Source organism: Streptomyces sp. sk2.1 (genome assembly GCF_008120935.1).
Lineage (GTDB): Bacteria > Actinomycetota > Actinomycetes > Streptomycetales > Streptomycetaceae > Streptomyces.
The window spans coordinates 27,313-49,238 of sequence record NZ_RDBO01000005.1 but is presented as its reverse complement, the minus strand read 5'-3'; the positions used below and the strand labels follow the sequence as shown (position 1 = coordinate 49,238).

Genomic DNA, 21,926 nt, shown 5'->3' with positions numbered 1-21,926 from the left:
GGCGTGTCGGGACCGGGCGAGGTCTGGCGGCTGCTGGGGCAGGACGGGCCGGTCGGGGAGATCGTGGTCGAGGAGGGCGACTTCCCCTGGCTGTCCGGCCGTTTCGCGGCAGCCCCGGCGTTCGCCGCGTGGAAGCCCCTGTTCGACCGTGAGCTCGCGCTGATGGAAGCGGAGGAGTGGGACGAGTGGGAGACGGTCGTCGCCGAGATCCACGACAACCTGCGCCTGGCCGCGCCGGGCGGGCTCGTTGCCGAGTTCCTGCTCCACATCGAGGGCGACCGGGCGTGGTTCCGCTGGAACGACGAGCCGTTCGCCCAGCCCCCGCCCCGCCGGTGAGGACCTGAGCCGGTGAGGTCCTGACCGCGCAGCGGAGGGGCGGCGTCCCGGCCGATGGACGGCGTCCCGGCCGTTGAGCGGTGCCCGGCCGGTGAAGTGGTGCCCGGCCGGGCGGTCCGGCGCGAACCCGGCCGGGCGTCGAGGTCCCGGTCCGGGCCCGGGCCGGAACGATCAGCAACCCCCTCGTGGGATTGAGGCCCTCAAGGCATTCCGGAATACCCCCAGGGGGTATATGGTTATGATCGTCGTCCTGAAGGGGCAACGCCCAAAGACGCACCACACCCATGGAGATGTCATGAGGAACCACACCGCTCACGACCAGGCCAACCACGCCGACCACAGCAACCACCAGGGCCACGGCGGCCACCACGGCCACGGCGACCACAGTGCTCATGGCGGTCACGGCAACCACGGGGCTCACGGCGGAGGCCGGCCCGGTGGGCTGTCGGTCTCCGAGAACGGCTACACCCTCGAATTCGACTCGACGATCCTCACCGCCGGCGAGCAGCGGCTCGGCTTCCGGGTGATGGGCCCCGACGGGCGGGCGGTCACCGAGTTCGTACCCGAGCACGAGAAGGAACTGCACTTCATCGCCGTCCGGCGCGACACCTCCGGGTTCCAGCACGTGCACCCGGTGCGGGACGGGAAGGGCACCTGGAGCGTCGAGCTGACCCTGGAACCGGGTGACTGGAGGTTCTTCACCGACATCCACCCGGCCGGCCACGACGGGACCATGACGCTGGGGATCGACGTCGCCGTCGCCGGGGCGTACGACCCGAGGCCGCTCCCCGAGGCCACCGGGGTCGCGCAGATCGGCGAGTACACCGTCGCGCTCGACGGCGAGCTGCTGCCCGGCGAGGCGAGCGAACTGACCCTCACCGTCAGCCGGAACAACCACCCCGTCACCGACCTGCAGCCCTACCTGGCCGCGTACGGGCACCTGGTGGCACTGCGGGTCGGTGACCTGGGCTACCTCCACGTCCACCCGGAGGGCGAACCCGGTGACGGCGTGACCGCGCCCGGACCCGAGATCGCCTTCATGGCCGTCGCGCCCTCGGCCGGCACCTACCGCCTGTACCTGGACTTCCAGCACGAAGGCGTCGTACGGACGGCCGAGTTCACGGTACGGACCGCCACGGCCGCCCACCGCCCGGACCCGGCTCCCCAGGCCGCCCCCGAGCACGGAAGCCACCACGGCCACGCGCACCACGGCCACCATGCGCACCACTGACCGCATGGACACCACTGATCGGCCACCGCGGCAGCCGGCACGGCCGAGGGACACCCGTCCCGGCACCCATCCCACATCGGAAGGAGCGTCATGCCACGCCTGACCCGACTCACGCCCGACACGGCGGTCGGAGCCTCGCGCGACCTCCTCGCCGACCTGGTCTCCCGCCATGGCCAAGTCGGTGACATGGTCTCCACGATGGCGCACTCGCCGGCCGTACTGGGCGGATACCTCCAGCTCAGCCGGGCCATGGGACGAGCCAAACTCGACCGTCGGATCAGCGAACGGATCTCGATCGCCGTCCAGGCGCTACAGGGATGCGGGCTGTGTCTCGACGCGCACGTCGGTGCCGCCCGCGCCATGGGAGTGGACGAGGAGGAGATCGAGCGGGCCCGCACGGGCACCTCGGCGGATCCCGCGATCGCGGCGATCATCGCCCTCGCCCTCCAGGTCCACCGCGAACCGACGTCCATCACCGACGAACAGGTCGACGCCCTGCGCGAGCACGGCTACAGCGACCGTGCGATAGCCGATGTCGTCGGCGTCGTCGCACTGAACGTCCTCACCGGCGCCTTCAACCTGCTCGCCGGTCTCACACCGGGGAGCGACACCGGTGAGTGAAGACACCCCCGCCTGTATCCGCGGGACACGGTCCCCACCCCGGGGCCGTGCCCCGCCGCATGGAAACGGAAGGAACCCGCCATGCGTCTGTTCGCCATCCGCGACTACCGCCACCTGTTCGGCGCCCAGGTCATCGCCCTGTTCGGTACCGGGCTGACCACAGTGGCCCTCGGTCTGCTCGCCTACGACCTCGCCGGCCCGAACGCCGGCATGGTGCTCGGCACCGCCCTGACCATCAAGATGGTCATGTACGTGGTCATAGCCCCGCTGGCCGCCGCGTACGTCGACCGGCTCCCCCGAAGAACCCTCCTGGTCCTCCTCGACGTGATCCGGGGCGCGGTGGTCCTGGCACTGCCGCTGGTCACCGAGGTCTGGCACATCTACGTCCTGATCGGCCTGCTCCAGTCCGCCTCCGCGGCGTTCACCCCGACGTTCCAGGCCGTCATCCCCGACATCGTCACCGACGAGTCCGACTACACGCGGGCCCTGTCCGCCTCCCAGGTCGCCTCCACCATGGAGAGCCTGCTCAGCCCGGTGCTGGCAGCCGTCGCCCTGGCGTTCATGAGCTTCAACTGGCTGTTCCTGGGCACCTCCGCCGGATTCATCGCCTCCGCCCTGCTCGTCCTGGCGACGCGCATCCCGGACGCCCGCCCGAGCGCCCACACCAAGGCGTGGGACAAGGCGGCCGCGGGGATCAGGACCTTCCTCAGGACGCCGCGGCTGCGCGGCATCATGGCGCTCAACCTCGTGGTCGCGGCGGCGGGATCGATCGTCGTCGTCAACACCGTCAACTACATCCGTGACGAGCTCGGCGGCTCCCAGTCGGACGTCGCCTGGATGCTCGCGGCCTCCGGCACCGGAACCCTCCTGGCCGCCCTCGTGCTGCCCCGCGTCCTCGACCGGGTCGCCGCCCGCACCATCATGACGACCGGTGCCGGCGTCCTCGTCGGCGGCACGACCGCCGCGGTGACGCTCATCGCGGCCGACCTCGCCACCTGGACCGGTACGGCGATCATCTGGACCGTGATCGGCATCGGCATGGCACTGATCATCACCCCGACCGGCAAGGTCCTGCGCGCCTCCGTCGGACGGAACGAGATCCCCGAGGCGTTCGCGGCCCAGTTCTCGCTGTCGCACCTGGCCTGGCTGATCACCTACCCCGTCGCGGGGTGGCTCGGCACGAGCGCCGGCTTCACCCTCGCCTGGTCCGTCCTCGCGGTCCTCGCCGGTGCGGGCGCGATCGGCGCCCTCCTCCTGTGGCCGCGCCACGACGGACGGGGAGCCGTCGCGACCGGCCCCGCGACGCTCGTCCGGCACATGCCCGGCAAGGACCGGTCCACCCTGTCCAAGGCCGCGTGAGGCGCCGGGTGCGGCGCTCCGGCGCCCGCGCCGCGCACGGCACGTGCCGTCGCCCCGGACACGAGAAGGCCGTGGCCGCCACCCGCTCCACGCGGGTGGCGGCCACGGCCTTCGTGTCCCGGAGGGGCTTCCGTCCCCCGGGTCAGGAACCGGTGGGGATGTCAGCAGAACCGGTCGAAGGCCCGGTCGTAGCCGTCACCGTAGCCGTCGGCGTAACCCCGGGCCCAACGGTTGTCCTGACTCTGCCTCTGCAGGAACTGCTGCCCGGAACTGGAACTGCGGAGGCAGTCGTCCCGCGCGTCGGCGAATCCGTTGCGGAAGCCCTGACGGTAGCCGTCCCGGTAGGAATCGGTGACGGCGTCGTGCGCGGCCACCGCCTGCGTGGGTCTGGGGGCGGCCGAGGCCTGCGAGGCGAGTGCCGGAGCGAGTGTCAGAACGCCGACGACGAGAGCCGAGCCGAGAGCTGTGAACGCCCTGTGGGTACGCATGGATTTCTCCTTGGTCTGCGAGTACAGGCGTGCTTTCCCAGGCTCCTACAGACAGGCACCCGCCGCGACCTCACTCCGGGCCACCGCGGCACTGCGGAACGTACCCGGAAGGACGACCCCGCCGGGCCCGCCACGGCCTCGTCGGTACGGGCGGCGCGGGCAGGTCGAGCACGCGGGCGAGGGCGGCCACGACGGGAGCGGCGCGGCCGGGCAGATGCCCGGAGGCCCAGTCGGCCGCCAGCAGGAGGAAGCCGGCCAGGTCGCGCTCGACACCGGCGAGCAGGCGGCGGATCCCGGCGACGGACGACTCGATCACCGGGCTGTCGCTCAGCTCGGAGTCGACCGTGAGCCGGACGACGTCGCCGATGCGCTCCGCGACCGGTGACACCGGAGTGTGGCCGAACCCGAGCAGGACGCCGTCCGCGCCGTCGCCGTCGACGAGTCGGTACCAGTCGCGCCGGTCCTCCAGCCCGTCGCAGCAGCCGGGGAGGAAGACGACGCCCGTGGAGTCGTCGACGACACGCAGTCCGCCGGCCGCGAAGAGGGTGTCGAAGGTCAGCAGCCCGTGCAGGAACGAGTCGAGCGCGCCGGCCGGGCGGGGCGGACGGTCGCCGTCGGGGTCGATGTCGTTGCAGCCGGCGACGCACATCACCGCCGTCCCGACCTCGGCGGGGGAGAGACCGCCGTTGAGGGGCAGGAAGCCGGACGGCCCGGTACCGGTGACCGGCCAGAGGCCGAAGCCGTCGGGGGAGCGGCTCTCCAGGACGGGCTGCATCACGATCACCCGGCGAAGTGTACGAACGGCCCGGACCGCGAACGGGAGCCGCCGCCGACGAAGTACCGGCAGCGACGGAACGGGCGGGGAACGGGCGCCGGAGCCCGCGACGGAACGGGGCCGGAACGGGTGGCAAAAAGAAAAGACGAGGAGACCGGTCTCCTCGCCACTCTCAACTTATAGCGCACCGGGGGGCTTGCGGCAAGGCCCGGGTGGTGGCGCAGAATCGTCCGCCGAGCCTGCAACCTGCGGAAATGAGGGACACACCGTGCGTGTGTTGTTGTCGACGTACGAAGGACGCGGTGACGTCCGACCGGCGGGCGCGCCGGTGGTCGCGCCGGTGGTCCGGGCGGCCGGTGAAGTGGTGCGGCGGAACGGGACCGGCCCGGCGGAGGTGTCGCGGTGACCGAGCAGTACGTGCTGGACCTCCAGGAGATCGACGGATCCCGGATCGAGACCGTCGGCGGCAAGGGCGCGCACCTGGGCGGGCTGTCGCGGATCGAGGGCATCGACGTTCCGGACGGCTTCTGCGTGACGACGGAAGCCTTCCGGCTGATCATGGCGAGGACGCCGTCGATCGACGATCTGCTCGACCGGCTGGCGCGCCTGGACCCGGACGACCGGGAGGGAACCCGCGTGCTCGGCGCGGAGATCCGCCGGGCCGTCGAGGAAACCGCCGTGCCGGACGACGTCGCGTCGGCGATCACCCGCGCGCTCGCCCGGCACGGCGACCGGGCCGCCTACGCCGTACGGTCCAGTGCCACGGCGGAGGACCTGCCGACGGCCTCCTTCGCCGGCCAGCAGGACACGTACCTGAACGTCGTGGGACCGGCGGAGATCCTCCGGCACGTCAGCCGGTGCTGGGCCTCGCTGTTCACCGAGCGGGCCGTGACCTACCGCCGGCGCAACGGCATCGACCACCGTACGGTCCACATGGCCGTGGTCGTGCAGCGGATGGTCTTCCCGCACGCGTCCGGCATCCTGTTCACGGCCGACCCCGTCACGGGCGACCGGCGGACCGCCACCGTGGACGCCGGCTTCGGTCTCGGCGAGGCACTGGTCTCCGGCCTGGTGAACCCGGACGTCTTCACGGTGCGGGACGGCGAAGTCGTCACCAGGACGATCGCCGCCAAACAGCGCGCGGTCCAGGCCCTGCCGACCGGCGGCACGCGGGAAGTGGAGATCGACCCGCGACAGCAGGAGCGGCCCGCGCTGACGGATGAGCAGGCCGTGCGGCTCGTACGGGCGGGGCGGCGGATCGAGGCGCACTTCGGCCGCCCGCAGGACATCGAGTGGTGCCTGGTCGACGACGGCTTCCGGATCGTCCAGAGCCGGCCGATCACGACGCTGTTCCCCGTCCCCGAGCGCGACGACCGGGAGAAGCACGTCTATGTCTCCGTCGGTCACCAGCAGATGATGACCGACGCCATGAAGCCCCTGGGCCTCTCCGTGTGGCGGGCGACGGCCATGGTGCCGATGCACGAGGCCGGGGGAAGGCTGTTCGTCGACGTCACCGGGCGCCTGGCCTCGCCCGCGAGCCGCGCCGGGCTCCTGGACCTGCTGGGAAAGGGCGATCCGCTGGTCAGGGACGCCCTGGAAACCGTCCTCGACCGCGACGACTTCGTCCCGTCGCTCCCGGACACGGAACCCGGCGGGCTGCCGGGCGACGGCGCGTCCGCCCCGGTCGGGACCGATCCGGCCGTCGTCACCGAACTGATCGGGCGCAGCCGGGCGTCCGTCGCCGCCCTGGAGCGCGACATCCGGACGAAGACGGGGCCGGAGCTGTTCGACTTCCTGACCGAGGCCTTCGAGGAGCACAAGCGGGTCCTCGGCGACCCGCTGAGCATGCAGGTCATCATGGCGGGGATGGAGGCCACCTGGTGGCTCAACGACAAGCTGTGGGAATGGCTGGGCGAGAAGAACGCGGCTGACACGCTCACCCTGTCCGCCCCCGACAACATCACGTCCGAGATGGGCCTGGCGCTGCTCGACGTCGCGGACGTGATCCGCCCGTGGCCGGAGGTGGTGGCGTTCCTCCAGGACGTCCGGGGCGAGGACTTCCTCGACGGGTTGGCGGAGCTCGCGGGCGGGCCCGAGGCACGCGACGCCGTGGAGGCGTACCTCGACCGGTACGGCATGCGCTGCGTCGGCGAGATCGACATCACGAGGCCGCGTTGGCGCGAACGCCCCGACACGCTCGTGCCCCTGATCCTCGACAACGTCAGGAACTTCGGGCCGGGCGCCGCCGAACAGCGCTTCGAGCAGGGGCGGCGGAAGGCGCGGGAGAAGGAACAGGAGGTGCTGTCACGCCTGCGGGCCCTGCCGGACGGGGACCGGAAGGCCGAGGAGACCAAGCGGATGATCGACCGGGTCCGCACCTTCATCGGGTACCGGGAGTACCCGAAGTACGGCATCGTCAGCCGCTACTTCATCTACAAGCAGGCCCTGCTGGCGGAGGCCGGGCGTCTGGTGCGGGCCGGTGTGCTTTCCGAGGAGGAGGACGTCTTCCACCTCACGTTCCAGGAGTTCCGCGACGCCGCGCGTTCGCACCGGGTGGACGACCGGCTCGTCCGGCGGCGCAAGGAGGAGTTCCGGTCGTACCGGGCGCTCACCCCGCCCCGGGTGCTCACGTCGGACGGCGAGGCCCTCACCGGTGCGTACCGGCGCGACGACGTGCCGGCCGGTGCCCTGGCCGGTCTGCCGGTCTCCGTGGGGACCGTCGAGGGAAGGGCCCGCGTCGTCCTCGACGTGGCGGAGGCCGATCTCGAACCGGGCGACATCCTGGTCACGTCCTTCACGGACCCCAGCTGGTCACCGCTGTTCGTCGGAATCGCGGGCCTGGTGACGGAGGTGGGCGGCCTGATGACCCATGGCGCGGTGATCGCCCGGGAGTACGGCCTGCCGGCCGTCGTGGGCGTGGAGCGGGCCACCCGGCTGATCCGGGACGGGCAGCGGATCCGCGTGCACGGAGCCGACGGGTACGTCGAGATCCTGCCCTGACCGACCGCACCCGGTCCGGTTCCCGGCCGACCGACTGACCGATGAACGGCCGGCCGACGGACGGATCGACCGCCCCGGTCCGGTTCCCGGCCGGGGCCCCGGCGTAGCAGACTTGGGGCAGCAGAACGAAGGAGAGATCTGTGACGGCTCAGCCCGAGCACCCCGCGGACCCCAGGGTCACCGGTGTCCCGCACACCATCAACGCGATCGGTGACGCGTTGAGCGGTGCCGAGCGCGCCCGCTTCTACACCGAGGTCCTGGCCGCCGAGGAGGGCGACGTACCGGCCACGATGCGTCGCTGGTGGAAGGTGGCGATGCTGCACCGCGCCCCCGCGGCCGCCCGGAGCCGGGCCAATGCCGAGGCCGGCCACTCCCTGGTCCCCGTCGACGAACTGTTCGTGGACGGGGCCCGGTGAGCTGGTCGGTCTGGACGGAGGAGATCCCGGCACGGACGGTGCTCGACATGCCCGTCGACCTCCGCCGGAAGACGGCGAACTTCCTGCGGGCCCTGGCCATCGAGGTCGGTGGCGCGGTCGATCTCGGCAGACGGCCGCCCGGCGACGCGCTGGACGACATGGGGGTCCGGTACTCCCTCGAAATCCCGGGCGAACCGGTCATCATCGAGTACATGATCATGCGGGACGCCAAGGAGATCCGCGTCCCGGTCCTGGTCTGGTTCCACTGAGGTCCCCGGACCCGATCCGGTCCCACCGGAAGAACGCGGGCCCGCCGCCCCGGACGCGCACGGGCCTCGCCCTTCCCGGAAGGGCGAGGCACCCGGGGCGGCGGCGGTCCGCCCCGGTCGTCCCCTACGGCTGCGACGGACCGTCCTGCTCACGGGACTTGAGCCACTCCCGCGCGAGGAGTCCGTAGATGACGTCGTCGTCGCGTACTCCATTGGGGAAGATCACCGCTTCGCGCAACAGGCCCTCCTCGGTGAACCCCAGACGGCCGGCCACGCCGCGGCTGCGCGCGTTGTCGGTGCCGGTCCGCAGTTCGACACGGTCCAGGCCGATGGGGCCGAACGCCTGGTCCAGGACCGCCGTGGCGGCCCTGGTGACCAGCCCCCGGCCCTCGAACGCGGCGTCGATCCAGTAGCCGATCTCGCCGGTCTTCATGTCCAGGTCGCAGCTCAAGGTGACCGCCCCGACCAGCTGCCAGTCCCGGCCCGCCCGTACCGCGATGTCGAAGGGCAACTGCCTTCCCTCGATCCACGCACAGCCCTGGCGCTTCAGGTGTGAGCGCATCTCGTCGAGCGTCGTCGGGTTCTCGACGTCGTAGTCCGGGTCACTCTGCGCGAGGCGCTCGTAGTTGGCCATCAGCAGGGCATGGTGGGCCTCCGCGATCGCGACCGTACGCGGAATCAGTGCCACGTCGTCGCCGAGCGGGCACGTGAACATGGCAGAGGTGATTGTCGACACTCGTTCTCCCGGGCCGGTGGTGGTGACGCACAAGCCTCGGCGGCCCGTCGCGGGGCGGTCAACCGGTTTTCGGGGCAACGCGGTTGCCCGCCCATCGCCTGTCGGCGGGGCGGGCAGGGCGTGGGCGGTGCGGTCGGGGTCGGGTGTGCCGGCGAGCAGGATCGCCGGGTGGCGGCGTAGGCGCTCGCCGCCGTCACTTCGCCATGCGGTCAGCCGCCGTCACTTCGCCGTGCGGTCAGCCGTCGCCGTCCGCCGTACCGGCGCGCAGGTCGAGGGTCCAGTTCTGGCCGACGAGATGGTGGCCGAAGCTGTGGTGGCGTTCCTCGTCGGCGAGGACGAAGCCGAAGCCCTGGTAGATCCCGCGCGCCGCCACCAGTACGTCGTTGGTCCACAGCGTCACCTGCTCGTAGCCCGCCGCACGGGCGAAGGCCAGACACTCCGCGACCAGGCGCGTCCCGAGACGGAGCCCCCTGCCTTCCGGGGTGACGAGGAGAATCCGCAGTTTGGCCACCTCCGGCCGGTCGCCGGTGACCAGGAAGACGCAGCCCACGCGCCGGCCGTCGAGCTCGGCGATCCAGGCCGCCTCACGGGCCGGGTCGTGCCCGGCGCCGTAGTCGGCGACGATCCCGGCGACCAGGACCTCGAAGTCGGTGTTCCAGCCGAACTGCCGGTGGTAGACCTCGCCGTGGGCCATCACCACCCATCCCAGGTCGCCGGGACGGTCGGCGCGGCGCACGACGGCCTGCTTCCGGTCCTGCTGCTCCATGAATCGCTCTCCCGCCTCCTGCGGCCGTTCCGTTCTCCCGCACCACCGGGACGGCCGTCCCGGTCGCGTCGGGCCGACCGCGTGCCCCGAAGGTACCGGCACCCTCCGCTACCGCAGGGTGTTGGTGTCCTCGGAGGCGTTCCCGGAGGCGTCGCCGCAGGTGGGGAGCGGTTGATGCCCCTCGTCCCAGTGGTTGGACCATCCGCAGAGCCCGCACGCGTACCGGCCGTTGAGGCCGTGGATCTCGGCGTCGCAGCCTCGGCATCTGGTGGTGGTGATCTCCGGGGTCATGGCGGGGCCGGGCGAGGTGGACGACCAGCCGCACTGGTTGCTGCAGGTCCAGGACCCGTCGGGACCCTGGGTGGCTGCTGCGCCGCAGTTTCCGCACGTCATGGTGGGCCTCCCCGGGGGCGGGCCCGCCGGCGGGGAGGCCCACCATGACGCCCCCGCCCCCAAGGACCCGCCGTGACCCCGCTCGACCTCGCCGGCTACCTCATAGCCGTCCTGATGACGGCCGTCGCCGTCTGGCGCATGCCCGCCGCCCTGTGGGGCGACGAAGAAGACAAGCGCCGCCGGGCCCTGTGGGGCTGCTACGCGGGCTTCGCCGCCGCCCTGTGGACCAAGACCCGGGCCGTGCGCATCGCGCTCAACGACAGCGCCGTCACCGACCTCGCCGTCCTGATCAAGCACTACACGGCGACCGTCGCGATCCTGGCCATCCTCAGCTACATCGTCGCCATCTACGGCCAGTACCCCGACGGCGGGACCGTCCCGCGCCACGTGCGGTTCGCCCGCGCCATCCAGCAGGTGGCGGCCAAGGCGTCGATCGCCACGCTGGTCCTGCTGACGGTGCTGTTCTTCACCGTCGTCGACCGTTCCGTCCCCTCGGACCGCTTCGTCGCCGACCACGCCGGCCAGTGGGGCGCCACGCTGTACATGAGCGTGTTCTACCTCTACTTGGGCGCCGCGTCCGCCGTCTGCGCGTACCAGTGGGCGCTGGCCACCGCCGGGGCCCGGCTGCGCCATCTGCGGGTGGGGCTCGGCATGATGACGTTCGCCATGTTCATCGGGGTCGGCTACACCGTCAGCCGGACCCTGTTCCTGTGGATCAGCGTCCTGGACACCCCCAGCGAGTCCTTCGCGCTGCGCTTCGACGAGGTCACCGAGGCCGCGCAGGTGGTGCTGTTCGCCTTCTTCGCCGTGGGGGCCTCCATCCCCGCCTTCAGCAAGGGGCAGCGCCGCGCGAAGCTGTGGCGGGCCCAGGTCAAACTGCACGGCCTCTGGTACGAGTTGATGACCGCCTTCCCCGAGCAGCCCTTCGACCCGCCCGCCCCGCTGGTCCGGGAACTCACCCGCTTCGACACCCCGGCCGACCTGCGCATCGACCGCTGGGCCGCCGACATCGCGGACGCGGTCGAGAAACTGCGCCACTACGTGCCCGACACCCTGCTCCCGGCCGCGAAGGCCGCCGCAGCGGCGGACGGCGCCACGGACACCGAGAAGGCCGGTCCGCTCGCCGAGGCGTACTGGATCAAGGCGGCGCTCACCGCCAGGAACAACGGCGCGGGCGCCACGACCGCCGCCGCGGTGGACACCCAGCACGCCACCGACCAGGACGGCGAGGTCGCCTGGCTGGTGCGGGTGGCCACCGCCTACCGGACCGTCGCGGCGGACCGGGCGGCGCAAGTGCTGGAACGGGCCGCTGCCGACGCCGCCCGCGAGGCGGACGCCGGTGCCGGTGCCGCGCAACCGCCGCACACCGGTGGATGACGGAAAAACCACCGTTGAACGGGGCATCCGGTGGGTACGGGTGCCCCGTGCCGAACTTCGAGATCACCACCGCGAGCGCCGACGACCTCACCCTCCAGGCCGAATGGGCCCACGAGGAGAGCTGGAATCCCGGCCTCACCGACCGCCACGCCTTCTTCGCCGCCGATCCGCGCGGCTTCCTGTTCGGCCGGCTCGACGGCGAACCGGTCTCCTGCGTCTCCGTGGTCCGCTACGGCACCGACTCCGGTTTCCTCGGCTTCTACCTGACCCGCCCCGAACTGCGCGGCCAGGGCTACGGATTACAGACCTGGCAGGCCGGCATGGCACGGCTGGAGGGGCGCAACGTCGGCCTCGACGGGGTGGTGGCCCAGCAGCCCAACTACCGCAAGTCCGGCTTCCGTCCGGTCTGGACGAACATGCGCTACGAGGGCCTGCCGCCGGCCGGACTGCCCGCCCCGGCCGGTACCGCCCTCGTCGACGCCCGCGCCGTCCCCTTCGACCGGATCGCCGACTACGACCGCCGGTTCTTCCCCGCCGCCCGGGACGGCTTCCTCGCCCCGTGGATCGCCGGACCCGGGCGCACCTCGCTCGCCGCCGTCCGGGACGGGGAGCTGCGAGGGCTCGCCGTGCTGCGCCCGTGCCGCACCTCGTCCCGCATCGGCCCGGTGTACGCCGAGTCGCCCGAGACGGCCGGGGCCCTGGTCAGCGCCCTGGCGGCGACCGATCCCGGCACGCCGGTGGCGATCGACGTGCCCGACGTCAACCCGGCGGCCGTGCGGCTGGCGGAACGGCTGGGCCTCACCCCGTCGTTCGAGACCGCCCGGATGTACACCGGCCCCGCGCCGGACATCGACCACGACGGGCTGTTCGGCATCACCAGCCTGGAACTGGGCTGATCCCGGGACGGCACGGGAGGTACGGGACGGGCCGGGAGCCACGGGACGGCACGGGCGGGCCGGGGTCTCTCCGGTGCCCGGCGCCGGTGCCGGTGCCCGGCGCCGGTGCCGGTGCCCGGCGGGTCACAGGGGGGCGCGGGGGCGGGTGCGCGAGGCCAGGACCGCTATGTCGTCCTCGGCGCCCGGCCCGAACCGTTCGAGCACCTCGTCCAGCAGGTCGTCGAGGCTGCCGCTCCTGGGCATCGTCAGGTCCTCCAGGCGGGCGAGCGAGGTGTCGATGTCCTCTCCGCGCCGCTCCACCAGCCCGTCGGTGTACAGGAACAGCACCGACCCGGGGTCGAACTCCACCAGCGTCGAGCGGTAGCCGCCGAAGCCGGTGCCCAGCGGCGGCCCCACCGCCACCTCGGTGCACACCCTGGCCCCCGTCAGCGGATCGATCAGCACCGGCGGCAGGTGTCCGGCGCTCGCCATCTCGCACGCCCCGCCGAACCGGTCGACGACGGCCAGCAGACAGGTCGCCGCCCGGTCCAGGCCGGACCGCTCGACCATCCGGTCCAGCCGTTCCAGGATGCGGTGCGGCGGCAGCTCGTCGTCGGCGAACATCCGCAGCAGCGAGCGGTAGTGGCTCATCGCGACGGCCGCCTCCACCCCGTGGCCCATCACGTCGCCCATCGCCTTCAGGTGGCGCCCGTCCCGCAGCGGGATGACGTCGAACCAGTCGCCGCCGACCAGCACGCTCCGGTCGGCCGGCAGGTACCGGGTGGCGATCTCGATGTGCGGGTGCGGCGGGCGCGGCTCGGACAGCAGGGAACGCTGGAGCTCCAGGGCGATGGTGTGCTCGTGGGCGTACCGGCGGGCGTGGTCGAGGTCGACGGCGGCCCGGGCGGCGAGCTCCCGGGCGACCACCACGTCCTCGTCGGTGAAGACCGGTGAGTCCCCGGACCGGATCAGGCCGAGGACGCCGAGCGGCCCGCCGCGCACGGCGACGGGCACGATGACCGCCGAGTGCATCCCGAGGGCGCGGTAGGCGGCGACCCGTTCCGGGGCGGGCGCGGAGCGCAGCAGCTGCTCGTCGCCGGTGAGGTTCTCCACCACCGGCAGGTTGGACGCCAGGCAGCGCTGCACGGCGGCGCCCTCCTGGTAGTCGATGTACTCGCCGGTCAGCCCGAACCCGCGCAGCTCGTCGCGGAGGGCGGGCACGGCGGTCAGCGCCGCCCGGCGCAGCCGCAGCACACCGGGCGGGGCGGGGCGGACCGGGGCGGCGACGTCGGGCGGGAACACCTCGACCGTCGCGAGGTCCGCCAGCCCCGGCACGACGAGGTCGGCGAGCTCGGCGCAGGTGGTGTCCATGTCGAGGGTGGTGCCGATCCGGGCGGCTGCGGTGTCGAGCAGGCCGATGTGGCGCCGGGCCCGCTCCAGCTCGCGCCACCCCTGGTCGGAGGCCGTGACCTCCAGCACGATCCCGGCCAGACCCACGACCCGGCCGCCGGTCTCCAGCCGGTGGAACGCCCCGTGCCAGTACCGCCGGACCCCGCCGGTCGCCTCGGTGAACCCGCTGGAGGTGATCTCACGGGGCTTACCGTCGGCGAGCACGGCCAGCATCATGTCCTCACCGGCGTCGACCAGCGGGAGGACCTCGGCGACGGTGCGCCCGATGTGTTCCGCGGCCGGGATGCCGTTGATCCGTTCGAGGGCCGGGTTGACGTAGAGGAAACGCAGCCCCGTGTCGAGCACCCCCACCCCGGCCGTGGTCCCGCCGACCAGGGCCGCCAGCACCTCGGGACCGGGAGGCGGCGGATCGTCGGCGTACGCGTCGGCCTGCACGTCAACCTCCTGGGCGGGCGCGGACCACCCGCTGCCCGGCCCTCCATCGTCGGCCGCCGGGTCCCGCCGCGCATCCGCTGAACGGGCCGCGTCCCCGCGCACCCGCGCACCGCCCGGGGCCGGGTACGGACCCGGCCCCGGGCGTACGGGCCGCCGGGCACCGCTCAGGTGCTGAGGGGGTGCGAGGTCCGGCCGGACGCCTCGTCGATCTCGTCGTGCGCCTTCGTCAGCATCTTCATCGCCAGCTCGTTGAGGGCTCTGGCCCCCGCGATCTCCTCGCCGACCCTGGGCTGGTCCTTGTCGGAGGGGTGGCGGCTCGCATATCCGTGGGCCCGCACCTCGTTGCCGTCCGGAAGCCGCACCAGGGCGGCCGCACGGGTCCGGTGGGTGTCCTCCTCGAATTCCATGTCCACGTGCCACCCGGCAGTTGTCCTCATGACGATCACCTCCCTACCAGGGTGCTCCCGTTCCCCGACGGCTGCACCACGGCAACGCCCCCGTGACAGGGGTGACGCACGTGCCCCGGGGTACTCACCTTTCCGGCCGCTCCGGGTGGTCCGATCGGCCCAGGTGGTCCAGGCGGCCTTGTCGGTCCAGGTGGTCCGGGCGGTCCAGGTCGAGGGTGCCGCGGGTCCCCGGGGCGTCCGGCGGGAGCCGCAGCGCCGCCTCGATCCGGCCGGGCAGCGGGCCCAGGTCCAGCAGGCCGGTGACGATCCGGCCGGTCAGCGCGTGCCACGTCCCGGCGCGCCGGAGCATCGCGTGGTCACTGCCCCGGATCGCGACCAGGCAGGTACGGGCACCGGCCCGGCGGGCGCGGGCCGTGAGGTCCTGGGAGGCCCGGGGGCTGGTGACCCGGTCGCGGGTGCTGTGCAGCAGGACCACGTCACGGCCGGCGAGCTGGCCGACCGGGTCGTCGGCCGGGCACCACGGGGCGAGGCCCACCACCGCGCGCACCAGCGGATGACCGGCGGCACGGAGGGCGGCGCGGGCCCCCATCGAGTGGCCGACCAGGACCACCGGGACCTCCTCCCCGACCTCGCGGCGCAGCGCGTCCAGCGCCCGCACGGCGTCGTGGAGCGGGTCCTCGCGGGAGCCGTTCCAGCCGCGGTGGGCGTAACGGGCGGTGCGTACGAGGACGTCGGCGGCGGGGCCGCCCGCGGCCGAGGCGATGGCCCGTGCGAAGGGGAGCATCCGCACGGCGGGCAGGTTCAGCGGACCGGGCGGCGGCGGGGCCAGTCCCGTCTCCGCGCCGCCGTGCAGCAGGAGCACGGCCGCGGACGGCGGTCGGGGGCCTGTCATGTGTACCTCCTGGTGCGCCTCGGTCCCTCCCGGTGCGCCTTCGGCGATGATGCGGGAACCGGTCCCGTACCCGTACAACGAACCCGTACCGGAAACCGGTCCCGGTGCGGGAACCGAATCCGTGCCGGGCGCGCTCTACAGAGCATGGACCGGAAGACTTCCGCAGCACCGGACCACGGAGGAACACGTGGCATCGTCACCGCAACTCGGCCTGCCCGCACCGGACTTCACGCTGCCGGGCGGGGTGCTCGTCGAAGGGGCCTTCGAACGACGCGACTTCGGTCTCTCGGCCGCGCGCGGCCGTGCCGTCGTCCTCGCGTTCTACCCGGGCGACAACACGGCCGTGTGCACCAGGCAACTCTGCTCGTACTCCTCGGGCCTGGAGGAATTCGAGGCGCTCGACGCGGAGGTCTGGGGAATCAGTCCACAGGGTGTGGACAGCCACGAGTCCTTCGCCCGGGGGCACGGGCTGCGCATGCCGCTGCTCGCGGACACCGACCGGACGGCCGCCCGTGCCTACGGGGTCGCCGCGCCGGGGATCGGGGTGCGCCGCGCGGTCTTCCTGATCGGTCCCGACGGGGTGCTGCGCTGGAAACACGTCGCGCTGCTCGGGGCCACGTACCGGTCCCTGGACACACTGACCGAGCAACTTTCCGGCATCAAATCCCCGTAAAAATCTGCCGGGTTCCGGCAGTGTCCGCGACCGGTGCCGTATGGGACCATCCATCCAGTTCGACAGATTCGACAGAAACGTCCGGGGGAGTTCACAGTTCGGGGGAGGTGACCGCGTGACCCTGTTCCTCGGTCTCGGCATCGCGGGAATCGCCCTGCTCGTCCTGTCCCTGATCTTCGACGGAATCCTCGAAGGTCTCTTCGGGGGTGTCCTGGGCGGCTTCTTCGACGGCCTCCTGTCCCTGCCGGTCATCGCCGGATTCCTCTCGATGCTCGGTTTCGGAGGAGCGATCGTGCTCGGCACCACCGGACTCGGCACGGTCGCCGCGATCGTCGCCGGAGGTCTGGCCGGTATCGTCGCGGCCCTGTTGACCTGGAAGTTCAGCAAAGTCCTGATGCGGGACCAGACCGACTCCACACCACGCGGGGACGACCTGGTCGGCACGTCGGGCTCGGTCGTCACCGCCATCCCGGCCGACGGCTACGGCGAGGTCCTGCTGCGACTCGGGGGCCATACCGTGAAGTTGGCCGCGAAGAGTTCGGCTCCGGTCGAACGGGGCACCGAGATCTGGGTGGAGGCCGCGCTGTCGACCACCTCCGTCGCGGTCCGTCCCGTCGAGCGCTGACCGTCCACCGACCGATCGACACACCCTCGGTGCGCCGCGCCGGACCGCGCCCGCGCCGACCGATCAACCGATACACCCGCGGTGCGCCGCGCCGAACCGCGCCCGTACCGCCCGAATCGAACTGCCGCCCCCACAGGGAGGCAGGGGGGACTTGTCCATGAGCCCAGTCGTGATCGCAGTCATCGGAGTCATCGTGCTCCTGGTGATCCTCGCGCTCGCCGTCATCACCCGCTACAAGGTCGCCGGTCCCAGCGAGGCGTTCATCATCACCGGCCGCCGCGGCAAGAAGTCGACGGATCCGGTGACCGGCCGCACCAGCATCGACAACAGCGGCCAGAAGGTCGTCGTCGGCGGCGGGGTCTTCGTGGTCCCGTTCGTCCAGCAGAAGTTCACCCTGGACCTGTCCAGCCGGCAGATCCCGGTGTCCGTGCGCGGCGCCGTGACCCTGCGCGGCGTGAAGTCCAACCTGGACGGCGTCGCGATCGTCAAGGTGGGCGGCAGCGAGGAGACGATCCGGGCCGCGGCCCAGCGCTTCCTCCAGCAGCAGGACGGCATCGTCCGCTTCACCCAGGAAGTGCTCTCCGGCGCGCTGCGCGCCATCGTCGGCCGGATGTCGGTCGAGGACATCATCCGCGACCGGGCGGCGTTCGCCAGCCAGGTCGCGGAGGAGGCCGAGGCCAGCCTCTCCGGCCAGGGCCTGATCCTGGACGCCTTCCAGATCCAGGACATCACCACCGAGGGCTCGTACCTGGAGGACCTCGGCCGTCCGGAGGCCGCCCGCGCCAAGCAGGAGGCGGACATCGCCGAGGCGGTCGCCCGGCGTGCGGCCGAGCAGGCCCGGCTCAAGGCGGAGGAGGAGATCGCGATCGCGCAGCGGACCCTCTACCTGAAGCAGGCCGAGATCAAGGCGCAGACGGACGAGGCCGCCGCCCAGGCCAACGCGGCGGGCCCGCTCGCCGAGGCCGCCCGTCAGCAGGACATCCTCAGCGAGCAGGAGAAGGTGGCGGCGCGGCAGGCCGCCCTGACCGACCGCGAGCTGGACACCAAGATCCGCAAGCCCGCCGACGCCGCCCGCTACCAGGCCGAGCAGGAGGCGGAGGCCCGCCGGATCGCCCAGGTCAAGGAGGCCGAGGCGGCCGCCGAGCGCGCCCGGCTCACCGGTGAGGGCGAGAAGCTCCAGCGTTCGGCGCTCGCCGAGGCCGTGCGCATCGAGGGTGAGGCGGAGGCCGCGGCCATCGCCGCGCGGGGTACCGCCGAGGCCGAGGCCATGCACAAGAAGGCGGACGCCTTCGAACGGTACGGCGAGGCGGCCGTGCTCCAGATGCTGGTCGAGGTGCTGCCGCAGGTCGTCGCCAAGGCGTCCGAGCCGCTGAGCGCCGTGGACAAGATGACCGTGATCTCGACGGACGGCGCGAGCCAGCTCTCGCGCACCGTCACGGACAACGTCGCCCAGGGCATGGAGCTCCTCAGCTCCACCACGGGAGTCGACATCGCCGGTCTGTTGAAGAACCTCAGGGCCGGCAAGTCCGAGTCCGCCCCGGCGGCTTCGGCCGAAGTGCCCGCGCAGGGCGCGAAGGGCGCAGCGTCCGACGGAAAGATCGAGATCACCGACTGATCCGGCCCCACACCATGACGGTGCCCGGCCGATGCTCCACCGGCCGGGCACCGTCATGTCCGGGTGCCTTCATGCCCAGGTGCCGTCATGTCCAGATGCCGTCATGTTCGGGCGCTGTCATGTCCGGGGTGCGAGAAACCGGGGGCGTGATCCGGAACGGGGCCGGGGCCCGGCCGGGGCTCGGGACGTGATCCGGGACGGGGCGCGGTCCGGGACGGGGCGGGGCGGTGTGCCGTCCGGTCGGGTCTCGTTCCGTGGCGGGACACGAGGCCCGCGAAAACCTCCGGATAAGGTAATGCGCCGATAAAGAGATCACCAAGCGTGTCCGAAAACAGCCGTACCTCTCGGGAGGAAGCCATGGGAACCCACCGCACCACGCTGCCCGGAGTCGGTGTGCAGTACGACTACACGACCGAGTCGGGCCAGCACATCTCCGTCGTCGTCCACCACGACGGGCGTCGGTTCATCGGCTTCTACGACCAGGACGACCCCGATTCATGCCTCCTCTCGGTACCCCTGACACCGCAGGAGGCCACCGGCCTGGCCCACCTCATCGACGCCGCACCCATCGACGCCGTGCGGACCGAGGGCATAGATCTGGTCACCGAGCACATCCCGCTCGGGACGCGTTCCCCGTACGGCGGTCGGCTGCTCGCCGACACCAAGGCCCGGACCCGGACCGGCGCCTCGATCGTCGCCGTCCTGCGGACGCACAGCGCACACCCGTCGCCCGGCCCGGAGTTCCGGCTGGCCATCGGGGACACACTCGTCGTCGTCGGTACTCGTGAGGGCGTCGACGCGCTCGCCGACATCATCTCGGAGGGCTGACCGTGCACGACACGACCGCACTGCTGGTGGAGCTCGGCTCCGTCATTCTGGGCCTCGGGCTCATCGGCCGATTCGCCGGACGGATAGGTCTCTCGCCGATCCCGCTCTACCTGCTGGCCGGCCTCGCCTTCGGCGACGGCGGCCTCCTCCCGCTGGGGGCCAGCGAGGAGTTCACCGCCGTGGGCGCCGAGATCGGCGTCATCCTGCTGCTGCTCCTGCTCGGACTGGAGTACAGCGCGTCGGAACTGGTCACCAGTCTCAAGACCCAGTACCCGTCCGGCGCCGTGGACTTCGTGCTCAACGCGACGCCGGGAGCGGTGGCGGCGCTGCTGCTCGGCTGGGGGCCCGTGGGGGCCGTCGCGCTGGCCGGGGTCACCTGGATCTCCTCGTCCGGCGTCATCGCGAAGGTCCTCACCGACCTGGGACGGCTCGGCAACCGGGAGACCCCCGTCATCCTCGGCGTCCTCGTCATCGAGGACCTGTCGATGGCCGTCTACCTCCCGCTGCTCACCGCGATGCTCGCGGGCGTGGGCCTCGCCGGGGGCAGCATCGCGCTGCTCATCGCGCTCGGCACCGTCGGCTTCGTGCTCTACCTGGCGCTGCGGCACGGGCGGCTGATCAGCCGGGCCGTTTCCTCCGACAACCCGGAGATGCTGCTCCTGGTGGTCCTCGGACTGACCGTCCTGGTCGCCGGTGTGGCCCAGGAGCTCCAGGTGTCCGCCGCGGTCGGCGCGTTCCTGGTCGGCATCGCGCTCTCCGGCGAGGTCGCCGAGGGCGCGCGCAAGCTGCTGACCCCGCTGCGGGACCTGTTCGCCGCCGTCTTCTTCGTCTTCTTCGGGCTCTCCACCGACCCGGCCGAGATCCCGCCGGTGCTGCTGCCGGCGGCGCTGCTGGCCGTCGTGACCGTCTTCACCAAGATCGGCACCGGTTGGTACGCGGCCCGGCGCGCCGGAATCGGCGAGCGCGGACGGTGGCGGGCCGGCGGGACGCTCGTCGCGCGCGGCGAGTTCTCCATCGTCATCGCCGGTCTGGCCGTGGCGACCGAACCCCGCATCGGCCCCATCGCCACCGCGTACGTCCTCATCCTCGTCATCGTCGGACCGCTCACCGCCCGCTGGACCCAGCCGGTCGCGACCCGCGTCCAGGCGTGGCTCGGCCGGGGCGAGGACACCGGCAGGAGCGGCGCCCCCGCGACCCGTCCGGCACCCGCCGCGCAGGAGCCGACGGCACAGGAGCCGGCGGCGCGGGAACCGGCTGCGGAAGAACAGTCGGTACCGACCGCGCAGGCCGCGCAGGCCGCGGAAGGACAGCCCGTGAAGGAGCGGCTCGCCTCGTCCACGGACTGAGGCCGGACACCGTACGGACCACGGGTGGGGCGCGACCGGACCGGTCGCGCCCCATTCGCATGTCCGCCGCCGTGCGGGGTGTCCGCAGCCCGGACCGGTCTCGGAGTCCGGGTCCGGGATCACCCGTTCGTGCAGGTCGTGGAGCGGTTCCGGGGCGGCGGGCACTCCGTCGCGACGTGGTTCGTTGTCCTGGTGTCGCCGATGGGCCCGGCCGAGTCCATCGGGTCCGCCCGGCTGTGCCGCCGCGCCCGCCGCGGCGTCATGCTCACCACCGGTTCCGGCACGCGGGGGACGCCCCTCCTGCTAACTTCTACACGTCTGTAGAATTGGAACCCACTCCGGCAACACACGCAACGTATGGAGACGTCATGGCACTGTGGGATCGGATCAAGGAATCCGCTTCGTCGATGCAGTCGCAGCTGGAAGCGAAGAAGAACGACCTCAAGAGCGGGGCGTTCCGCGACGCGAGCATGGCCATGTGCGCCCTGGTCGCCGCCGCCGACGGTTCCATCGACCCGTCCGAGCGTCAGCGCGTCGCCGCCCTGATCACCAGCAACGACGTCCTGCGGAACTTCCCGGCGGACGACCTCCAGCGCCGCTTCAACGACTACGTGAACAAGCTCACGGCCGACTTCGCCTTCGGCAAGGTCAGCGTGCTCCAGGAGATCGCCAAGGCGAAGAAGAAGCCGGCCGAGGCGCGCGCCGTCATCCAGATCGGCATCGTCATCGGCGGCGCCGACGGCGACTTCGACAAGTCGGAGCAGGCCGTCGTACGGGAGGCGTGCTTCGCGCTCGACCTCCCGCCGCACGAGTTCGACCTGTAGGGCCCGACCACGACCGGCGGGCCGTACGCCCTCCGGGGCCGCACGCCCTCCGGGCCCGTGCGGGCGCCCGGCCCCGTGCGGCCCCCGCGCCCGCACGGCTCCGCCCCGCCGACCGGGGCCGCCCGTCGGGCCACCCACGGACCGGCCGACCGGTCCCCCGAACCGCCGGGACCCCCGCGGACCGWCCGACCACCGGTCCGCGCCCGGCCGGCCGGGGGTGCGCATTCCC

General features: G+C 72.3%; 23 protein-coding genes. 15 read left to right on the top strand and 8 right to left on the bottom strand.

What is annotated here, in order from left to right:
* The first annotated feature begins 3 nt into the window (after positions 1-3).
* From EAO76_RS00470 to EAO76_RS00455, 4 genes are all read left to right on the top strand, one after another.
* Positions 4-336: a hypothetical protein gene (locus EAO76_RS00470; RefSeq protein WP_148832101.1), complete on the top strand. Its 333-nt coding sequence runs from the start codon at positions 4-6 to the stop codon at positions 334-336.
* 295 nt (positions 337-631) lie between these two features.
* Positions 632-1,567 (top strand): hypothetical protein, encoded by a 936-nt coding sequence (locus EAO76_RS00465; protein ID WP_148832098.1) that lies wholly within the window; start codon positions 632-634, stop codon positions 1,565-1,567.
* Between the two features lie 90 nt (positions 1,568-1,657).
* Complete coding sequence (locus EAO76_RS00460) at positions 1,658-2,188, top strand: carboxymuconolactone decarboxylase family protein (RefSeq protein WP_148832095.1); 531 nt, start codon at positions 1,658-1,660, stop codon at positions 2,186-2,188.
* Positions 2,189-2,269: 81 nt separating this feature from the next.
* Positions 2,270-3,547, top strand: coding sequence for an MFS transporter (locus EAO76_RS00455; protein WP_148832093.1), 1,278 nt, complete (start codon positions 2,270-2,272; stop codon positions 3,545-3,547).
* 161 nt (positions 3,548-3,708) lie between these two features.
* Here the strand turns inward: EAO76_RS00455 and EAO76_RS00450 are convergent, their stop codons facing one another.
* Complete coding sequence (locus EAO76_RS00450) at positions 3,709-4,035, bottom strand: hypothetical protein (RefSeq protein ID WP_148832090.1); 327 nt, start codon at positions 4,033-4,035, stop codon at positions 3,709-3,711.
* Positions 4,036-4,105: 70 nt separating this feature from the next.
* On the bottom strand, positions 4,106-4,810 hold the full coding sequence (locus tag EAO76_RS00445; protein WP_222872126.1) for a hypothetical protein: 705 nt from the start codon (positions 4,808-4,810) through the stop codon (positions 4,106-4,108).
* 402 nt (positions 4,811-5,212) lie between these two features.
* Here EAO76_RS00445 and rph point away from each other — a divergent pair, with 402 nt between their 5' ends.
* From rph to EAO76_RS00430, 3 genes are all read left to right on the top strand, one after another.
* Positions 5,213-7,810: a rifamycin-inactivating phosphotransferase gene (gene rph / locus EAO76_RS00440; protein WP_148832083.1), complete on the top strand. Its 2,598-nt coding sequence runs from the start codon at positions 5,213-5,215 to the stop codon at positions 7,808-7,810.
* A 140-nt stretch (positions 7,811-7,950) separates the two neighbouring features.
* Positions 7,951-8,226 (top strand): hypothetical protein, encoded by a 276-nt coding sequence (locus EAO76_RS00435; protein ID WP_148832080.1) that lies wholly within the window; start codon positions 7,951-7,953, stop codon positions 8,224-8,226.
* On the top strand, positions 8,223-8,495 hold the full coding sequence (locus tag EAO76_RS00430) for a hypothetical protein (protein WP_148832076.1): 273 nt from the start codon (positions 8,223-8,225) through the stop codon (positions 8,493-8,495). Before EAO76_RS00435 ends, EAO76_RS00430 begins: the two co-directional genes overlap by 4 nt.
* A gap of 124 nt (positions 8,496-8,619) precedes the next feature.
* Here the strand turns inward: EAO76_RS00430 and EAO76_RS00425 are convergent, their stop codons facing one another.
* The 3 genes from EAO76_RS00425 to EAO76_RS45690 form a co-directional block, all read right to left on the bottom strand.
* Positions 8,620-9,210 carry a GNAT family N-acetyltransferase gene (locus EAO76_RS00425; protein WP_148832073.1) on the bottom strand — a complete coding sequence of 197 codons (591 nt, stop codon included), beginning with the start codon at positions 9,208-9,210 and terminating at the stop codon, positions 8,620-8,622.
* A gap of 256 nt (positions 9,211-9,466) precedes the next feature.
* Complete coding sequence (locus EAO76_RS00420; RefSeq protein WP_148832070.1) at positions 9,467-9,997, bottom strand: GNAT family N-acetyltransferase; 531 nt, start codon at positions 9,995-9,997, stop codon at positions 9,467-9,469.
* Positions 9,998-10,105: 108 nt separating this feature from the next.
* Positions 10,106-10,390 carry a hypothetical protein gene (locus EAO76_RS45690; RefSeq protein ID WP_262375190.1) on the bottom strand — a complete coding sequence of 95 codons (285 nt, stop codon included), beginning with the start codon at positions 10,388-10,390 and terminating at the stop codon, positions 10,106-10,108.
* Positions 10,391-10,462: 72 nt separating this feature from the next.
* Here EAO76_RS45690 and EAO76_RS00410 point away from each other — a divergent pair, with 72 nt between their 5' ends.
* Both EAO76_RS00410 and EAO76_RS00405 read left to right on the top strand, forming a co-directional pair.
* Complete coding sequence (locus EAO76_RS00410) at positions 10,463-11,767, top strand: MAB_1171c family putative transporter (RefSeq protein ID WP_148832066.1); 1,305 nt, start codon at positions 10,463-10,465, stop codon at positions 11,765-11,767.
* 47 nt (positions 11,768-11,814) lie between these two features.
* Positions 11,815-12,663 (top strand): GNAT family N-acetyltransferase, encoded by an 849-nt coding sequence (locus tag EAO76_RS00405; RefSeq protein ID WP_148832063.1) that lies wholly within the window; start codon positions 11,815-11,817, stop codon positions 12,661-12,663.
* Positions 12,664-12,786: 123 nt separating this feature from the next.
* Here the strand turns inward: EAO76_RS00405 and EAO76_RS00400 are convergent, their stop codons facing one another.
* From EAO76_RS00400 to EAO76_RS00390, 3 genes are all read right to left on the bottom strand, one after another.
* Positions 12,787-14,487 carry a SpoIIE family protein phosphatase gene (locus EAO76_RS00400; RefSeq protein WP_148832060.1) on the bottom strand — a complete coding sequence of 567 codons (1,701 nt, stop codon included), beginning with the start codon at positions 14,485-14,487 and terminating at the stop codon, positions 12,787-12,789.
* Positions 14,488-14,651: 164 nt separating this feature from the next.
* On the bottom strand, positions 14,652-14,924 hold the full coding sequence (locus EAO76_RS00395; RefSeq protein WP_148832057.1) for a DUF1876 domain-containing protein: 273 nt from the start codon (positions 14,922-14,924) through the stop codon (positions 14,652-14,654).
* Positions 14,925-15,018: 94 nt separating this feature from the next.
* The gene (locus EAO76_RS00390; protein WP_262375189.1) at positions 15,019-15,786 is read right to left on the bottom strand and encodes an alpha/beta hydrolase; all 768 of its coding nucleotides are present in this window, start codon (positions 15,784-15,786) and stop codon (positions 15,019-15,021) included.
* 187 nt (positions 15,787-15,973) lie between these two features.
* Here EAO76_RS00390 and EAO76_RS00385 point away from each other — a divergent pair, with 187 nt between their 5' ends.
* From EAO76_RS00385 to EAO76_RS00360, 6 genes are all read left to right on the top strand, one after another.
* A complete protein-coding gene (locus EAO76_RS00385; protein WP_148832054.1) occupies positions 15,974-16,459 on the top strand; it encodes a peroxiredoxin in 486 nt (161 codons plus the stop codon).
* 115 nt (positions 16,460-16,574) lie between these two features.
* Positions 16,575-17,084 (top strand): hypothetical protein, encoded by a 510-nt coding sequence (locus tag EAO76_RS00380; protein ID WP_148832052.1) that lies wholly within the window; start codon positions 16,575-16,577, stop codon positions 17,082-17,084.
* A 157-nt stretch (positions 17,085-17,241) separates the two neighbouring features.
* Positions 17,242-18,699 (top strand): flotillin family protein, encoded by a 1,458-nt coding sequence (locus EAO76_RS00375; RefSeq protein ID WP_148832049.1) that lies wholly within the window; start codon positions 17,242-17,244, stop codon positions 18,697-18,699.
* 357 nt (positions 18,700-19,056) lie between these two features.
* Positions 19,057-19,527, top strand: coding sequence for a cation:proton antiporter regulatory subunit (locus tag EAO76_RS00370; RefSeq protein WP_148832046.1), 471 nt, complete (start codon positions 19,057-19,059; stop codon positions 19,525-19,527).
* Between the two features lie 2 nt (positions 19,528-19,529).
* Positions 19,530-20,873, top strand: a complete 1,344-nt coding sequence (locus EAO76_RS00365; RefSeq protein WP_262375188.1) for a cation:proton antiporter — start codon at positions 19,530-19,532, stop codon at positions 20,871-20,873.
* Positions 20,874-21,241: 368 nt separating this feature from the next.
* A complete protein-coding gene (locus tag EAO76_RS00360; RefSeq protein WP_148832043.1) occupies positions 21,242-21,697 on the top strand; it encodes a tellurite resistance TerB family protein in 456 nt (151 codons plus the stop codon).
* Positions 21,698-21,926 lie beyond the last annotated feature (229 nt).

Coding starts and splice junctions, on each gene's coding strand:
- EAO76_RS00465 (WP_148832098.1), top strand. CDS start 632: ATGAGGAACCACACCGCTCACGACCAGGCCAACCACGCCGACCACAGC.
- EAO76_RS00460 (WP_148832095.1), top strand. CDS start 1,658: ATGCCACGCCTGACCCGACTCACGCCCGACACGGCGGTCGGAGCCTCG.
- EAO76_RS00455 (WP_148832093.1), top strand. CDS start 2,270: ATGCGTCTGTTCGCCATCCGCGACTACCGCCACCTGTTCGGCGCCCAG.
- EAO76_RS00450 (WP_148832090.1), bottom strand. CDS start 4,035: ATGCGTACCCACAGGGCGTTCACAGCTCTCGGCTCGGCTCTCGTCGTC.
- EAO76_RS00445 (WP_222872126.1), bottom strand. CDS start 4,810: ATGCAGCCCGTCCTGGAGAGCCGCTCCCCCGACGGCTTCGGCCTCTGG.
- EAO76_RS00425 (WP_148832073.1), bottom strand. CDS start 9,210: ATGTTCACGTGCCCGCTCGGCGACGACGTGGCACTGATTCCGCGTACG.
- EAO76_RS00420 (WP_148832070.1), bottom strand. CDS start 9,997: ATGGAGCAGCAGGACCGGAAGCAGGCCGTCGTGCGCCGCGCCGACCGT.
- EAO76_RS45690 (WP_262375190.1), bottom strand. CDS start 10,390: ATGACGTGCGGAAACTGCGGCGCAGCAGCCACCCAGGGTCCCGACGGG.
- EAO76_RS00395 (WP_148832057.1), bottom strand. CDS start 14,924: ATGAGGACAACTGCCGGGTGGCACGTGGACATGGAATTCGAGGAGGAC.
- EAO76_RS00390 (WP_262375189.1), bottom strand. CDS start 15,786: ATGACAGGCCCCCGACCGCCGTCCGCGGCCGTGCTCCTGCTGCACGGC.
- EAO76_RS00375 (WP_148832049.1), top strand. CDS start 17,242: ATGAGCCCAGTCGTGATCGCAGTCATCGGAGTCATCGTGCTCCTGGTG.
- EAO76_RS00370 (WP_148832046.1), top strand. CDS start 19,057: ATGGGAACCCACCGCACCACGCTGCCCGGAGTCGGTGTGCAGTACGAC.
- EAO76_RS00360 (WP_148832043.1), top strand. CDS start 21,242: ATGGCACTGTGGGATCGGATCAAGGAATCCGCTTCGTCGATGCAGTCG.